Origin of the sequence: Lelliottia sp. 489, from assembly GCF_050435885.1 — a bacterium.
In the GTDB taxonomy this organism is placed as follows: domain Bacteria; phylum Pseudomonadota; class Gammaproteobacteria; order Enterobacterales; family Enterobacteriaceae; genus Enterobacter; species Enterobacter nimipressuralis.
The window spans coordinates 1,556,845-1,573,325 of record NZ_JBNDLC010000001.1 but is presented as its reverse complement, the minus strand read 5'-3'; the positions used below and the strand labels follow the sequence as shown (position 1 = coordinate 1,573,325).

The following is a 16,481-nucleotide window of genomic DNA, read 5'->3' as shown; positions in this document are numbered from 1 at the left end:
GTTGATGTTATCGATATTAATTCAATAATTTACCAGGCTGATAGAAAACAGAAAACGACCCGAGAAAATTGTAATAATTGGTTTTTTGAATTCATATTCTTGCGTTAGGTCAATTCTTGCGCGGCATTGATCACTAAAATCCTCCCTCCACGGTGTTTTCTCATGAAAATACTGTGCGTCAAAATGTCAGGTTGGATGCCTGTCTGAAATTACCCTATGGATGAAGGGGCTTAACCAGGCGCCTATGAACATTCTCTCTTATTTACAGCAAAACAAAGATCGCTGGTGGGCGCTCCCCCTTCTTTTGCCTGTTATTTTTCTGCCCCTGCTGAACGTTGCGAGCACTTATACCCAGTTAAACGGCGGAAGCATCGTACTTTATTACATGCCGTTGTCGTTTCTGCTCTCCGCAATGCTGTTTTTCGGCCTCTCAGCACTGCCGGGCATCATTCTGGCGCTGTTTTTACGTTACTACGACACGGTCAGCCTCTATGAGACCGTGGCGCTCATCTGCCATTTTATCGTTCCGCTCACCCTGAGCTGGGGCGGATATCGGGTGTTTGCTCCCCGGCGAAATATGGTGGCATACGGCAATACAAAGCTGATGGCGCAACGTATTTTCTGGCAGGTTCTGTGCCCGTCGACGCTATTTTTAGTGCTGTTCCAGTTTGCCGTTTACCTCGGCGTTTATGAAACCCGACAGAGCGTGGCCGGGCTAAATCCGCTGACCATTCGCACCCTGATCAATTTTCAGGGGCTGCTGGTCGGCGGATTGACGGGAGTGCCGTTCAGCTATCTGGTGATTCGCGTGTTCCGCCATCCGCGTTATCTCAAAGCGCTCATATCACAGATCCGAACGCAGATTGATAAGAAAGTTACTGCGGCGGAGTTTGTTCTCTGGCTTGCCGCGCTGGCAGGCCTACTTTCACTGCTGCTGGTGCCCATGAGCGATAACAGCTCAATTTTTAGCACTAACTACACGCTGTCGCTGATGATGCCTGTGATGCTGTGGGGCTCAATGCGGTTTGGCTATAAGCTGATGTCGATCATCTGGACGCCGGTGCTGATGGTCTCAATTCACTATTTTTACCACTATATTCCGCTCGGCCAGGGCTACGACATTCACCTGGCGATCACGTCGTCGAGCTATCTGGTCTTCTCTTTTGTGGTGATTTACATGGCGATGCTGGCTACGCGCCAGCGGGTGATCACGCGCCATGCCAGACGTCTGGCTTTTCTCGATCCGGTTGTACACATGCCGAATCTGCGGGCGTTATCGCGTGCATTGTCTAAATCACCCTGGTCAACGCTCTGTATGCTGCGCGTACCGGAACTTGAAGTTCTGAGCCGCAACTACGGCGTGCTGCTTCGAATTCAGTACAAACAGAAGCTGGCGGAGTGGCTTAAGAGTTTCCTGCAGCCCAATGAGTGCGTTTACCAGCTGTCCGGATGCGATCTGGCGATACGGCTGAACACTGAGTCACACGTAACGCGTATTGAAGCGCTCGACGAACTCATTAAACAGTTTCGTTTTATCTGGGACGGGGTGCCGCTGCAACCGCAGGTGGGTATCAGCTATTGTTGTGTCCGTTCGCCGGTGACCCATCTCTATTTGCTGCTGGGCGAGCTGAGCATCATTGCGGATTTCTCGCTCTTTACCAACCATCCTGAGAACCTAAAACAGCGCGGCGCGGCTAATCTACAGCGTAGCCTGCGGGATAAAGTGGCGATGATGAACCGTTTGCAAAGGGCGCTTGAGCACAATGAATTCCAGCTCATGGCGCAACGGGTGCAGGGCGTTCGCGGCGATCACTACCACGAAATCCTGTTACGCATGACCGACGAAAATGGCGTACTCATTACGCCGGATAAATTCCTGCCCGTGGCGCAGGAGTTTGGCTTGTCATCGCGCGTGGATCTCTGGGTGCTGGAAAGTACGCTGAAGTTTATGTCGGCGCATCGCGGCAGGCTGCCTGGAAAGCGTTTTGCCATTAATCTCATGTCCTCAACTATCTGCCGATCGCAATTCCCCATTGAGGTTCACCGTTTGCTGGAGAAATACGGCATCGAAGCCTGGCAGCTGATCTTTGAAATTACCGAGTGCAGCGGTTTTGGCAATGCGGATCTGGCGGATCAGATGGTCAAACAGCTGCAGAAGTTAGGGTGTCTGATTGCCATCGACGATTTTGGAACGGGCTACGCCAGCTATGCCCGGTTGAAAAGCGTTGATGCCGATATCCTGAAAATAGACGGCAGCTTTATTCGTAACATCGCTGACAACAGCCTGGACTATCAGATTGTCGCGTCGATTTGCCATCTGGCGCGGATGAAGAAAATGCTGGTGGTAGCCGAATATGTGGAAAGTGAAGCGATTCGCAGCGCACTGAGTGCGCTGGGGATAGATTTTCTGCAGGGATATTTAATCGGTAAACCTGAGCCGCTGGAACAGCTGCTTGATTCTCAGGCGTCACCACTGGACGCCTGAGAACACAGGGTTACGCCGCCACGTCTGGCGACTGCTCTTCTTCGATTTTAAGCAACCAGCCGGTCACTCCTTCCCAGTACTGCTGCTCTTTTTCCAGATCCAGCAGCACCAGCGCATTCTGGCTAAACCAGTCGTGCGGGAAACTCAGCGTCCAGTGATGGTCGTCGGTTTTCAGGGTAAGCGTTGGCGGCGTCGTCGTCGCCTGACGCTGGTTATTCAGCAAAACGCCTAAACGCAAAAGCTGAATGAGGGGCAGGAACTGCTTTTTCTTGAACAGCGTAAAGCGCGGCAGATCGTCCAGTTTGATTGCCTTACGGTGATAGCGCACCAGCGTCGCCATCATCGTTTGTTGCTCCTGATTGAAGCCCGGCAGATCGCTGTTTTGCAGAATATAAGCTGAGTGGCGATGCATGCCGCTGTGGTTAATATTCAGGCCTACTTCGTGCAGCATCGTCGCCCATTTCAACAGGGCAGCCAGCTGCGGATGCGCCAGTTTCGGATTTTGCGCTTCCCACTGTTCGTAAATGTGGGTGGTGGTTTCCAGAACGCGCTTCGCCTGTTCACGGTCGATATTGTACTGATTCGCCAGGCTTTGCGCGGTACGGCTGCGAATATCCTGATGACGGAAGCGACCTTCCATTTCGTAAAGCACGCCTTCACGCAACGCCCCGTCGGACAGGCGCAGCTCGCGGATCGCCAGCGCATCAAAGACACCGCACAGAATCGCCAGCCCAGGCACGAAGACCGCCTTACGTTCGTCGGACAAGCCCGGCAGGCTCAGGGAATCAAAACTTTTGTGTTTGAGCACTTCTTCCCGGAGTTTTTCCAGCCGTTCCGGAGTGATAATCCCGTCTTTTTCACCCATCGCCAGCAGCACTTCGTGTGCCGCTTTAATGCTGCCGGACGCGCCGAGGGCAACATTCCAGCCCTGAATACGATACTGCCAGGCTAGCGATTCCAGTTTCTGAACGGCCGCCATGCGCGCGCGCTGGAAATTTTCACGGGTAATGGTGCCGCCAGGGAAGTACATCTGCGCAAAGCTGACGCAGCCCATACGGCGGCTTTCAACCAGTTTGGGTTCGAAGTCTTCGCCGATGACCAGCTCAGTCGACCCGCCGCCGATATCGATTACCAGTTTGCGGCCTTTTTCCGGCTGGGTATGTTCCACGCCCATAAAAATCAGACGCGCTTCTTCGTTACCCGAAATGATTTCAATCGGGTAGGGGATCACTTTTTCCGCGCGTTTGAGAAACTCTGGCGCATTCAATGCCTGACGCAGCGTGTGTGTTCCTACAATACACACGCTTGATGCGGAGAACCCTTGCAGGCGTTCGGCGAACAGCGACAGGCAGGCTAAACCGCGCTCCATCGCCTCTTCGCTGAGCATGTTTTTGTCGTCAAGACCATCGGCGAGATGAACGCGCTGCTTAAGGCGCCCGATGATCTGCATGGCGCCGTCGACCTCGCGGGCGATGACCATATGAAAGCTGTTAGAACCTAAATCGACCGCAGCAAATTCCTGCGGGCGTGGGGTCTTATCATTTATCGGCATAGGTTAATCAGGTTGCTCGAGTGATTTGATATAGTCGTAAATCGCCAGCTGTGAGCGCACTTTACGGCGATTGCCGCGCTGCACGTAGCGGTTACTCAGTTCTTTATCGATATAGCGAGCCTTAACGGTGTCACTCAGTTGCAGCTCAATAATATCGAGGATCCGCTGCTTCAGACGTGGGTCCAGCAGCGGCGTCGCGACTTCAATTCGGTAATCAATATTACGCGTCATCCAGTCCGCGGAAGAGAGATACACCTGTTTGTCGCCACCATTTTCAAAAATATAGATGCGATCGTGTTCCAGATAACGGTCAACGATGCTGGTCACGCGAATATTTTCGCTGATGCCTTCCAGTTCTGGAATCAGCGAGCACATGCCGCGAATCAGTAGATTCACCGGCACACCGGTGCTGGAGGCCGCATACAGCCGATCCACCAGGCCTTTGTCGACCAGGTTATTGAGTTTGAGGGTAATGCCCGACGGCTCGCCTTTTTGCGCGGCGGCAATCTCTTTGTCGATCATCGCGTAGAGCAGGCGGCGCGAGTTCTGCGGGGAGACCAGCAGATAGTCGAAGCTCACCGGACGATACGGGTTCTCGATAAAGTTAAACACCCGGCGCACTTCGTTGGTGATGCGCGCGTCGGCGGTCAGCAGCGAGTAGTCCGTATACAGTCGCGCGGTTTTCTCGTTGAAGTTACCGGTCCCGATGTGGGCGTAGCGCACCACGTCATCACCTTCTTTACGGGAGATCAGGAACAGTTTGGCGTGAATTTTCAGCCCCGGCGCCGAGAAGATAACGTGCACACCGGCTTCCGTCAGACGGCGCGCCCAGTGAATGTTTGCCTCTTCGTCGAAACGCGCCTGCAGCTCAACCACCACCGTCACTTTTTTGCCGTTGTGCGCGGCGTGAATCATCGCATCGATAATGCGCGAGTCTTTTGCCACACGGTAGATGTTGATTTTGATCGCCAGCACGTTCGGATCGAACGACGCCTGACGCAATAGTTCCAGTACGTGTTCAAAGGTGTGGTACGGATAGTAAAGCAGCACGTCGCGCTCGCGAATGGCGTCGAATCCGTTGCGGAACTTATCGAACCAGAGATGGCGCAGGCGCGGCAGCGGTTTGTTGACCAGATTGGCTTTGCCGACGTTCGGGAAGCTAATAAAGTCTTTAAAGTTGTGATAGCGTCCGCCCGGTACGATGGAGTCGTAGCGGGAGATGGTCAGCTTGTCGCGCAGCATTTCCACCATGGCGTCCGGCATATCGCGCTGATAAACAAAGCGCACCGGCTCGGCCGTCAAACGTTGCTTCAGACTGGAGGACATCAGCTCCATGAGGCTGGCTTCCATCTCATGCACCAGATCGTACTCGGCATCACGGGTCATTTTCATGGAATAGGCGTTCAGCGCATCGTAATCGAAGAAGCCTTTGAAAATGTCGTCGAGGCAGTAGCGCAGGATGTTATCCAGCAGGATCATTGGCTTGCGTCTGCGCGGGGTTTCCGGCGGCAGGTTCACAAAGCGTGGCACTTTATCCGAGGGGATCTCCAGCAGCGCGTAGCGAATGGAGTCGCCGCGAATAATCTCAACCGCCAGATAGGTGTAATCATCCTTCAGGAACTGCACCAGATCCGTTTCGCGATTGATAAGAATAGGGGTGATGTGCTGGCGCAGATAATGTTTGAAGTAGTGGCGCAGCCAGGTCTGTTGGTTGGCGGAGAGCTGACGTTCGTTAATCAGGAAGATTTGGTTACGCGCCATCTCCAGCAGCAGCTCGTTATACAAGCCGTCAAATTCCTGGTCGGCTTTCAGAACACGAGCCTGGATTTTACCCAGCAGATGGCGTGAATGGGAGTTCAGGCCTTGCTCTTCGCTGATGATGATCCGCCGCTTCAGTTCGGCAAAACGGACCTTATAAAATTCATCCAGGTTATTGGAATAAATACCCAGAAAACGCATCCGCTCAATCAGCGGATTACTTTTATCAGCCGCTTCCTGAAGCACGCGTTCGTTGAATGCTAACCAGCTTAGCTCTTTTTCGATGTATAACTTTTCCTGACCCATTACAACTTACACTCCGTTTCAATCACGGGACGCAGCAAATCCGTCTCGATTCTATTATGGCGAGCTTTGACACGAGATGTCCAACTGTGCCAGAAAAGTATGACAGTTAATTTTTTTTCTGGAGGATTTTAAGGGGTTGGTGCGGATGAAGATGTGTCGGGCGGCGCGGCGCGTACCCGACTAACAAAAACGTCGGCTCTGCAAGCGCAGCGCCGCCGGGAAAAACAGATTACTCGTCGGCCGCATAGCCCTGAGCGGGCAGCTTAACGCCATCCAGCCAGGCGGCGTTGTCGCGCATCTCAAGACGTCCATCGACAAACCAGCTTACCACTAACGGGTAAATGGCGTGCTCCTGCGACTGAACGCGTTCGGTGATGTCGTCTTCATCATCGCCGTCAAACACCGGGATTTTTGCCTGCAGAATGACCGGCCCGCCGTCCAGCTCGTCGGTGACGAAATGCACGGAAGTCCCATGCTCCTCATCGCCATTTTCCAGCACCTGACGGTGGGTATGCAGGCCTGGATATTTCGGCAGAAGAGAAGGGTGGATGTTCAGCAGACGGCCAGAGTAGTGGGAAACAAACCCCGGGCTGAGGATACGCATATAGCCGGCCAGCACCACGACATCCGGCGCGTAGGCGTCGATCTCCTGCACCAGCTCCCGGTCGAAGGCTTCTCGACTGGCAAACTGAGAGGCTTCCAGCGCGTGCGCCGGGATATGGGCATCCCGCGCACGCTCAAGGCCGAACGCATCGGCCTTGTTGCTGAATACTGCGCGAATGGTGCCATTGATCTGTTTCTGTTTGCAGGCGTCGATAATGGCCTGCAAATTACTTCCGTTACCGGAAATGAGCACCACAATATTTTTCATTCAATGACCACGCGCTGTTCGGAATCAGAAGCTTTGATGATACCGATTTTCCACGCGTTTTCACCTTTCGCCTTCATCAGCTCAATGGCGTTGTCTGCTTCGCTGGCGGGCAGAGCAATCAGCATGCCGACGCCGCAGTTGAAGGTGCGATACATTTCGTGCTGGCTGACGTTACCTGCAGTTTGCAGCCAGTTGAACACGGCTGGCCACTGCCAGGAGGACGCGTCGATCACCGCCTGAGTATTGTCGGGCAGAACGCGCGGGATGTTTTCCCAGAAGCCGCCGCCGGTCAGGTGTGCAATGGCGTGCACGTCAACGTTCTCAATCAGCTCAAGAATGTTTTTCACGTAGATGCGGGTCGGAGCCAGCAGGTGATCGGCCAGCGGTTTGCCGTCGAGTTCCGTGGTTTCTGGATCGCAGCCGCTCACTTCGAGGATCTTACGCACCAGGGAATAACCGTTGGAGTGCGGGCCGCTGGAGCCGAGTGCAATCAGCACATCGCCATCGGTCACTTTGCTGCCGTCGATAATTTCTGATTTTTCTACCACGCCGACGCAGAAGCCTGCGACATCGTAATCTTCACCGTGATACATCCCCGGCATTTCTGCCGTTTCGCCGCCGACCAGCGCACAGCCGGACTGCAGACAGCCTTCAGCGATACCGGTAATCACGCTGGATGCGGTATCCACGTCCAGTTTTCCGGTCGCGTAATAGTCGAGGAAGAAGAGGGGTTCAGCACCCTGCACCACAAGGTCGTTCACGCACATGGCCACCAGGTCGATGCCGATAGTGTCGTGGCGTTTGAGATCCATCGCCAGACGCAGTTTTGTTCCCACGCCGTCAGTGCCAGAAACCAGAACAGGCTCACGATATTTTTGCGGCAGTGCGCACAGTGCGCCAAATCCACCCAGACCACCCATCACTTCAGGGCGGCGAGTCTTTTTGACCACACCTTTGATTCGGTCAACCAGCGCATTACCTGCGTCAATATCAACACCGGCATCTTTATAGCTGAGAGAAGTTTTGTTGGTCACGGCTTAAGTCCCCACGCGATTGCATTGCATAGTAAGAAAAATCGGCGCAATTCTAACAGTCCAGGCAAACGTTTGCGAGCCTATTCTGCGGTCATAAAAAGTCGCTGAAAATTTACACATTTATACATCGGCTCGCGACAAACTTGATACCGTTCACGAAAATGAAACCGGTTTCGGTAATGTGCTTGCAACCGCCAGGAGCATTGCACATGATTTCACTGAAACCGGTTTCTGTAATTGTTTTTGCAGAAAATAACGCAGAATGAGGGAAAAGGCATGCCAGGATTCAAAGAAGGTTTTCTGTGGGGCGGCGCGGTGGCGGCGCATCAGCTGGAAGGTGGCTGGAAAGAGGGTGGTAAAGGAATCAGCGTTGCGGACGTAATGACGGTCGGCGCGCACGGTGTCCCGCGTGAAATCACCCAGGGCGTGATTCAGGGTAAAAACTATCCGAACCACGAAGCCATCGATTTCTACCATCGCTACAAAGAAGACATCAAACTCTTCGCCGAACTGGGCTTTAAATGCTTCCGCACGTCGATTGCCTGGACGCGTATTTTCCCTAAAGGCGATGAGCTGGAGCCGAACGAAGCCGGTCTGAAATTCTACGACGACCTGTTCGACGAGTGCCTGAAATATGGCATTGAGCCGGTGATTACTCTTTCGCACTTCGAAATGCCTTTCCATCTGGTGACCGAATACGGCGGCTGGCGCAATCGCAAGCTGATCGACATGTTTGTGCGTTTCGCGACCGTGGTATTCAAGCGTTACCAGCACAAAGTGAAGTACTGGATGACCTTCAACGAGATCAACAATCAGGCTAACTTCCACGAAGATTTTGCACCATTCACCAACTCCGGCCTGAAGTACGAGCCGGGCGAAGATCGCGAGCCGGTGATGTTCCAGGCTGCGCACTATGAGCTGGTGGCCAGCGCTCTGGCGGTGAAAGCCGGGCGTGAGATCAATCCGTCCCTGCAAATTGGCTGCATGATTGCCATGTGCCCAATCTATCCGCTGAGCTGCGCGCCAAACGACATCATGATGGCGATGAGCGCTATGCATCGTCGCTACTGGTTCACCGACGTGCACGTGCGCGGGAAATATCCGCAGCACCTGCTCAACTACTTTGAGCGTCGCGGTTTTGAACTGGATATTACCGAAGAAGATATTGCGGCACTGAAGCAGGGCTGTGTTGATTACATCGGTTTCAGCTATTACATGTCTTTCGCCACCAAAGCGACGCCGGACAATCCGCAGCTGGATTATGACGAAAGTAAAAGCCTGGTCTCCAACCCGTACGTTCAGAAATCCGACTGGGGCTGGCAGATTGACCCGGTGGGCCTGCGTTACTCCCTGAACTGGTTCTGGGATCACTATCAGCTGCCACTATTTATCGTCGAGAACGGCTTTGGCGCCATCGATGTGCAGGAGAGCGACGGCACGGTGAACGACCAGTACCGCATCGATTATCTCGACGCGCACATCCGCGAGATGAAAAAAGCGGTCGTTGAAGATGGCGTGGATCTGATGGGCTATACCCCGTGGGGCTGTATCGATCTGGTGTCGGCGGGCACGGGCGAAATGAAAAAACGCTACGGGTTTATCTTTGTCGATAAAGATAACGAAGGCAATGGCACCCTGAACCGCAGCAAGAAAAAATCATTCGACTGGTATCAAAAGGTTATCGCCACTAACGGTGCAGACCTGTAAGCGCAGCATCGCACGGTAACTGTTCCCCGAAAAAGCCGGACTCCCCTCCGGCTTTTTTTTCCTGTTTTATACTCTCTAACGCTCCCCAATCCACTTTGATTGATCAACGTCAAGCAAGATGGGTATGGCGAACCTGGAAAAAAGCGGTATAATCCGGCGATTTTTTTTGCGGTAGCCACCTCAGAGGAGAATGAGAATGAAGATTGTGGAAGTGAAACACCCACTCGTTAAACACAAGCTGGGCCTGATGCGTGAGCATGACATCAGCACGAAGCGTTTTCGCGAACTGGCCTCTGAAGTTGGAAGCTTACTGACTTACGAAGCAACGTCTGACCTGGAAACTGAAAAAGTGACCATCGAAGGCTGGAACGGCCCGGTCCAGGTTGAGCAGATCAAAGGCAAAAAAATTACCGTGGTGCCAATCCTGCGCGCAGGTCTGGGCATGATGGAAGGCGTGCTGGAGCACGTACCGAGCGCGCGTATCAGCGTTGTCGGTATCTACCGTAATGAAGAGACTCTCGAGCCGGTTCCGTATTTCCAGAAGCTGGTTTCCAATATCGACGAACGTATGGCGCTGGTCGTTGACCCGATGCTCGCCACCGGCGGCTCAATGATCGCCACTATCGACCTGCTGAAAAACGCCGGCTGCAACAGCATTAAAGTGCTGGTGCTGGTTGCGGCACCGGAAGGAATCGCGGCGCTGGAAAAAGCGCATCCGGACGTTGAGCTGTATACCGCATCCATCGACCAGGGGCTGAACGAGCACGGGTACATCATCCCGGGGCTGGGCGATGCCGGCGATAAGATTTTTGGTACGAAATAATCGAATAACGAAAAAGAAGCCGACTTTGATAGTCGGCTTTTTTTTGAATAAAACACAAACAACTCACAATACTTAGAGGAAAACACTATGACGCGCCGTACTATCGGGGTGAGTGAAAGACCGCCGCTTTTGCAGACGATCCCGCTTAGTTTGCAGCATCTGTTTGCCATGTTTGGTGCGACCGTGCTGGTGCCAATCCTATTTCACATTAACCCGGCTACCGTGCTGCTGTTCAACGGTGTCGGCACGCTGCTTTACCTTTTCATCTGTAAAGGCAAAATCCCGGCGTATCTGGGTTCCAGCTTTGCGTTTATCTCCCCGGTCCTGTTGCTGCTGCCATTAGGCTACGAAGTGGCGCTGGGCGGCTTTATCATGTGCGGTGCGCTGTTCTGCCTGGTGGCCTTCATTGTGAAGAAAGCCGGGACAGGCTGGCTGGATGTGATGTTCCCGCCTGCGGCGATGGGCGCAATCGTTGCCGTCATCGGTCTGGAGCTGGCGGGCGTGGCGGCCAATATGGCCGGGCTGCTGCCTGCGGACGGGCAATCGCCTGAGTCCAAAACCATTATTATTTCGCTGGTGACCCTGGGCGTGACGGTGTTCGGCTCGGTGCTGTTCCGTGGTTTCCTGGCGATTATCCCGATTCTGATCGGGGTGCTGGCGGGCTATGCGCTCTCCTTTGCGATGGGTGTGGTGGACACCACTCCGATTGCCCAGGCGCACTGGTTTGCACTGCCAACCTTCTACACGCCGCGCTTTGAGTGGTTTGCGATCTTCACCATTTTGCCAGCGGCGCTGGTGGTGATTGCCGAGCACGTTGGTCACCTGGTGGTGACGGCGAATATCGTCAAAAAAGATCTGATCCGCGACCCAGGTCTGCACCGTTCGATGTTTGCTAACGGCCTGTCGACCATGATTTCCGGCTTTTTCGGCTCCACGCCAAACACCACTTACGGCGAGAACATCGGCGTAATGGCGATTACCCGCGTCTACAGCACCTGGGTGATCGGCGGGGCGGCGATCTTTGCAATTCTGCTCTCCTGCGTGGGTAAACTGGCGGCGGCGATCCAGATTATCCCGGTCCCGGTCATCGGCGGTGTCTCACTGCTGCTCTACGGCGTGATCGGCGCATCCGGTATTCGCGTGCTGATTGAATCCAAAGTGGATTATAACAAAACGCAGAACCTGATCCTGACCTCGGTGATCCTGATTATCGGCGTGAGCGGCGCGAAAGTGCACATCGGTGCCGCTGAGCTGAAAGGCATGGCGCTGGCCACCATCGTCGGCGTAGGCCTGAGCCTGATCTTCAAACTGATCTCTGTGCTGCGCCCGGAAGAAGAAGTTCTCGACGCCGCTGACAGCGAAAAAGCGTCACATTGATCGTTAAACCGGGCGGACGATCCGCCCGGTTCTCTCATTGCAGGTTCCGTGATAAACTCCCTCCCGATTTTATGTGAGACCTTGATCGAGGTATTTCTGAACGGACCGGCACAGCTCTCTCTGCCACTTTATCTTCCTGACGACGAAACTTTCGCGAGTTTCTGGCCGGGCGATAACCCCTCTTTACTGGCTGCACTGCAAAACGTGTTGCGCCAGGAGCACAGCGGATACATTTATATCTGGTCACGCGAAGGCGCGGGACGCAGCCATCTGCTGCACGCCGCCTGTGCGGAGCTTTCCCAGCGCGGTGACGCGGTAGGCTACGTGCCGCTGGATAAACGCACCTGGTTTGTCCCGGAAGTGCTCGACGGTATGGAACATCTTTCACTGGTTTGCATCGACAATATTGAATGCATTGCCGGAGATGAGCCGTGGGAAATGGCGATGTTTAATCTCTACAACCGCATTCTGGAGTCGGGGAAAACCCGGTTGCTGATCACCGGCGATCGTCCTCCGCGCCAGCTGAATCTGGGATTGCCGGATCTGGCGTCTCGTCTCGACTGGGGACAAATCTACAAGCTGCAACCCTTGTCTGATGAAGACAAACTTCAGGCGCTGCAGTTACGCTCGCGGCTACGTGGGTTTGAGCTGCCGGAAGACGTGGGGCGTTTCCTGTTAAAGCGGCTGGATCGGGAAATGCGCACTCTGTTTGATACGCTGGATCAGCTCGATCACGCGTCCATAACTGCCCAGCGCAAACTGACCATTCCGTTTGTGAAAGAGACGCTGAAACTCTAATTCGCCACCAGGCCTTCTGGCCCGGCGGCGCGTCGCGTGTATGGGCTTACAGTTCTATATCTGCTAATAAATGCTCCACCAATAACGGATTCGGTCTTCCCGACGCCACGCTTCTTCCGCCTTCACGCCATAACGCCGTTCCGCTGATATCCAGATGCGCCCACGGAATCGTTGGTGGGCAAAAATGGTGTAATAACCATGCGGCTGACGCACTGATCGCTGCGTTATTGGTCGGCGTATTGCACAGATCGGCAATCGTGCTTTCGGTCTGTTTTTTCAGCCGCGCATCCAGCGGCAGAGACCACACCTCATCGCCGCTCCTGATCCCGGCGCGGGTCAGCTGCTTCCGCAGCGTTTCGTTTTGCGTCATCAATCCGCTCAGCTCATACCCCAGCGCTTTCACCACCGCACCCGTCAGCGTCGCCATATCGATAATGTAATGCGCCTGTGGATGGCGCTTACTTGCCCAGGCGATAGCGTCGGCCAGCACCAGTCGTCCTTCGGCGTCGGTATTATTGATCTCCACCGTCAGGCCGTTACAGGCCCGCGCTACCGTCCCCGGCTGCATTGCGTCCGGGCCGATGGCGTTTTCCGCCAGCGCCAGCACGCCCATGATCCGCACGGACAGGTTCAGCTCAGCCACCGTCAGCATCAGGCCCAGCACGTTGGACGCGCCGCACATGTCGTACTTCATGGTGTACATGCCCGCGCCTTCCTTCAGCCACAGACCGCCCGTGTCAAAGGTAATGCCTTTGCCCACATAGCAGCGAACCGGACCGTCGCTGATGCCGTCGTAATGAATCGCCAGCAGGCGCGGCGGGCAGGTGGCGCCTTTTCCTACGGCATGGAGCAGCCCAAGACCTTGCCCGACGATCTGTTGTTCATCAAGCACCTCGCAGCGCAGGGCAGGGAAGGCGGCACACAGGGTCTGCGCCTCGTCGACCACGTACTGTGGCGTGCAGCGGTCGGATGGCGTGTCTGCCAGACGCCGTGCAGCGATCATCCCGTTGGCAACCGCCTGCTGTTGTTCGATGATGCTGGCTAACCGCTCTCGTTGCTCGGGCAGGCACAGGGCGGCAATGTGGCGAATCCGCACGGCTGAGCCGTCCGTTTTCTTGAGCTGCAAATCACTAAGGTTATGCGCCTGATTGAACAGGAAACGCAGCAACTGGCCCAGAACAGTGTCGTGAATATCGCAGAGATCAATCACCAGGCTTTCGCTGACGGGCGCGGCAAAAAGCGGGCGTAGCGCGGCCACTAAACCGTCGGTCAGGGAATCCTGCCACAGCGCTTCTGGCAGCAGAGTGATACGGGCAAAAGGGGCACAGCCGAAGCGTGTGTCTGCTACGCCTGTCTGTACACGCATCTCATTGATAAGCGCCGTCTCCGGCAGCTGTGCGCAGGCGTGGCGCGCCAGAAGATGGCTGTGTGGGCGGGCTTCGACAAGAGAGGTAATCAGCTGGCAGGTAATCATGGTTGTTCCTCAATCGGCGCGCGAATGCGGGTGGCATAGGCCTGCATCCAGTCGTCATCCACGGCCTGATAGTGGGTTTTCTCACGCAGGCGTTCGGTGCGAAAAACGGTCAGGGGCTGCCGGGCGGTGGCGACCACAAAAGAGAACGTTTTGATGTTGGTCGCCGCGCCAAATTCGCCTCGATTATTCATACACACCACGGAAAGATCGCCCACGCGGCCAAAGCGTGACATTAGTTTGTCTTCGAGTTCAAAGACGACGGAATCTGCCGCCTGCTGGGGCGTCATGCCCTGCGCCATGCGGCGCACGATTTCGTAGCTGGTGCAGCCTTTCATCAGGTCCTCGCCCACGCCCGTGGCGGTGGCGGCCCCCGTTTCGCTGTCGCAATAAAAACCGGAACCGATAATCGGCGAATCCCCGATGCGCCCGCGTTTTTTCATAAACAGGCCGCTGGTGGAGGTGGCGACACTCATGGAGCCTTGCTTATCCAGCCCGATAATGCCGACAGTATCGTGACCGTCGTACGGGCTGAGCCCCTTATCCAGCGTTTCACGACAGCGCTTGCGATAGTGCTGCATTGCCCGGTCGGTGAGCATGGTTTTGTCAGTAAAGCCCTGGCTTAACGCCCACTCGCGCGCTCCCTGGCCGACCAGCAGGCTGTTATAGCGCTGACGGCTCAAGGCCTGAGCCACCCGCACCGGGTTGGCGATATCCACCAGATTGCCCACTGCGCCAAAGGCCAGGCTATCGCCGTCCATATAGGCGGCGTCGAGTTCCACTTCGCCATTCTCCGTGGGCAGCCCGCCGTAGCCGACGGACTTGTAATACGGAAAGTCTTCAACGGCGGCAACGGCATCCACGACTGCCGATGCGACAGGCTTCCCCGCAGCCAGCGCAGACGCAGACTCCGTCACACCTTCCAGCGCCATTCGCCAGGTTGCGATAATTCCCCACATGGTTTACTCCTGTTTTGCCAGCGTGGTTTCGGTTGGTGTCGCGGTAGCGATTTCCGCAGCGCGGTACTGTTTGTCCAGAATGCGCATAAACGGCAGATAGAGCATCGCGCCGATCAGCAGGTTGAGCAGCTGCATCACGCTGCCGCTGAGATGCCCGGTGACGATAAAGCCGCTGATGACCGGCGGCAGCGTCCAGGGAATAAACACCCCGGTGGTCACGGCGACCGCGCCGATTTTCATGGCCGCGTACTGCACGGTGACTAACACCAGCGGCACCAGGTTGAAGGGAATCAGCATGATCGGGTTCATGATCACCGGCAGTCCGAACAGAATCGGTTCGTTGATGTTGAACACCGACGCACCCGCGCCGAGCCGTGCCACTTCCCGCATATTTTTACTGCGGGCAAAAATCAGCATCGCGATGACCAGAGACAGCGTAGCACCCGCGCCGCCCATCCAGATCATGTCGAAAAACTGCTCGGTAATAATGTGCGGCGGCGTCACGCCCGCCTGAATGGCGGCGATATTGTCGGTCTGATTCTCCATCCACAGCGGACGGATAATGCCGTTAATCATCGAACCGGAGTTAATGCCCACTGACCACAAAATGGTGATACTGAACACCGTCATCAGCGCGCCGAAATAGGAGGTGCCGTAGTGACGCACCGGCGTTGCGACCACGTCATAGATGAACTGATGGATGGTGTGATAGTGCGTGTTTTCAAACGCAATGCGGATCACCAGCACCAGAATCATCACCACCAGGGCGGGGATCAGCGCGGCGAACGACTCCTGCACTGCAGGCGGAACGCCCTCCGGCATTTTAATCACCAGATTTTTACGCTTCAGCCAGCAGAACAGCTCTGTCCATAACAGCGAGCCAATCATCGCCACGAACAGGCCTTTACTGCCAATCCACTCCACCGGCATCACGGTAATACCGCCGTTTTCCGCCACTTTGATAAACGGCGTGAGGATCAGGAAGCTGACCAGCGCCAGGATCCCACACGAGATGCGGTCCTCGTCGTAATGCTCCGCCAGACGGAAGGCGACCAGGAAGCTGATAAACAGAGACATCGTCGAGAAAACAGCGTTAAACGGGATCTCGATAATCGCGCTCCAGCTTTCGCCAAAGGCCGACGACATAAACTGCTGATAGGTCTGATTCGGGAACGAGGAGATAACCAGCAGGATCGAGCCGACGATAATAAACGGCATGAATGAAACGTATGCACCACGAATGGCACCCAGATGTCGCTGCTGAGCCGTTTTGGCTGCCAGCGGCATCAATTTTGCTTCCATAAATCCCAGAACATTGTTCATTGTGAACTCCGTACAAG

Annotated in this window: 12 protein-coding genes; 5 read left to right on the top strand and 7 right to left on the bottom strand. The window is 55.0% G+C overall.

Features of this window, described 5'->3' with window-relative positions; translation table 11 throughout:
• Positions 1-244: 244 nt before the first annotated feature.
• The gene (locus tag ABIE11_RS07655; RefSeq protein WP_429184227.1) at positions 245-2,485 is read left to right on the top strand and encodes an EAL domain-containing protein; all 2,241 of its coding nucleotides are present in this window, start codon (positions 245-247) and stop codon (positions 2,483-2,485) included.
• Between the two features lie 10 nt (positions 2,486-2,495).
• Here the strand turns inward: ABIE11_RS07655 and ppx are convergent, their stop codons facing one another.
• The 4 genes from ppx to purM all read right to left on the bottom strand — a co-directional run bounded on the left by ppx (position 2,496) and on the right by purM (position 8,006).
• Complete coding sequence (gene ppx, locus ABIE11_RS07650) at positions 2,496-4,037, bottom strand: exopolyphosphatase (protein ID WP_102104969.1); 1,542 nt, start codon at positions 4,035-4,037, stop codon at positions 2,496-2,498.
• 3 nt (positions 4,038-4,040) lie between these two features.
• Positions 4,041-6,101, bottom strand: coding sequence for a polyphosphate kinase 1 (gene ppk1 / locus ABIE11_RS07645; protein WP_100779335.1), 2,061 nt, complete (start codon positions 6,099-6,101; stop codon positions 4,041-4,043).
• Positions 6,102-6,330: 229 nt separating this feature from the next.
• Positions 6,331-6,972, bottom strand: a complete 642-nt coding sequence (purN, locus tag ABIE11_RS07640; protein ID WP_100779336.1) for a phosphoribosylglycinamide formyltransferase — start codon at positions 6,970-6,972, stop codon at positions 6,331-6,333.
• Positions 6,969-8,006, bottom strand: coding sequence for a phosphoribosylformylglycinamidine cyclo-ligase (gene purM, locus ABIE11_RS07635; protein ID WP_102104968.1), 1,038 nt, complete (start codon positions 8,004-8,006; stop codon positions 6,969-6,971). Before purM ends, purN begins: the two co-directional genes overlap by 4 nt.
• 276 nt (positions 8,007-8,282) lie before the next feature.
• On the opposite strand from purM, the gene ABIE11_RS07630 reads away from it, so the two are divergent.
• From ABIE11_RS07630 to ABIE11_RS07615, 4 genes are all read left to right on the top strand, one after another.
• Complete coding sequence (locus ABIE11_RS07630) at positions 8,283-9,713, top strand: 6-phospho-beta-glucosidase (protein ID WP_429184226.1); 1,431 nt, start codon at positions 8,283-8,285, stop codon at positions 9,711-9,713.
• A 196-nt stretch (positions 9,714-9,909) separates the two neighbouring features.
• A complete protein-coding gene (upp, locus tag ABIE11_RS07625; RefSeq protein ID WP_023308769.1) occupies positions 9,910-10,536 on the top strand; it encodes a uracil phosphoribosyltransferase in 627 nt (208 codons plus the stop codon).
• A gap of 87 nt (positions 10,537-10,623) precedes the next feature.
• Complete coding sequence (gene uraA / locus ABIE11_RS07620) at positions 10,624-11,913, top strand: uracil permease (protein ID WP_100779339.1); 1,290 nt, start codon at positions 10,624-10,626, stop codon at positions 11,911-11,913.
• Positions 11,914-12,009: 96 nt separating this feature from the next.
• Positions 12,010-12,711: a DnaA inactivator Hda gene (locus ABIE11_RS07615; RefSeq protein ID WP_213015986.1), complete on the top strand. Its 702-nt coding sequence runs from the start codon at positions 12,010-12,012 to the stop codon at positions 12,709-12,711.
• A 46-nt stretch (positions 12,712-12,757) separates the two neighbouring features.
• On the opposite strand, the gene ABIE11_RS07610 is transcribed toward ABIE11_RS07615, so the two are convergent.
• From ABIE11_RS07610 to celB, 3 genes are read right to left on the bottom strand one after another with little or no spacing between them, the layout of a single operon-like run.
• On the bottom strand, positions 12,758-14,185 hold the full coding sequence (locus ABIE11_RS07610; protein ID WP_429184225.1) for a leucyl aminopeptidase family protein: 1,428 nt from the start codon (positions 14,183-14,185) through the stop codon (positions 12,758-12,760).
• Positions 14,182-15,141: a N(4)-(beta-N-acetylglucosaminyl)-L-asparaginase gene (locus ABIE11_RS07605; protein ID WP_102104965.1), complete on the bottom strand. Its 960-nt coding sequence runs from the start codon at positions 15,139-15,141 to the stop codon at positions 14,182-14,184. Before ABIE11_RS07605 ends, ABIE11_RS07610 begins: the two co-directional genes overlap by 4 nt.
• 3 nt (positions 15,142-15,144) lie before the next feature.
• A complete protein-coding gene (gene celB, locus ABIE11_RS07600) occupies positions 15,145-16,464 on the bottom strand; it encodes a PTS cellobiose transporter subunit IIC (RefSeq protein WP_181826646.1) in 1,320 nt (439 codons plus the stop codon).
• Between the last annotated feature and the right edge of the window lie 17 nt (positions 16,465-16,481).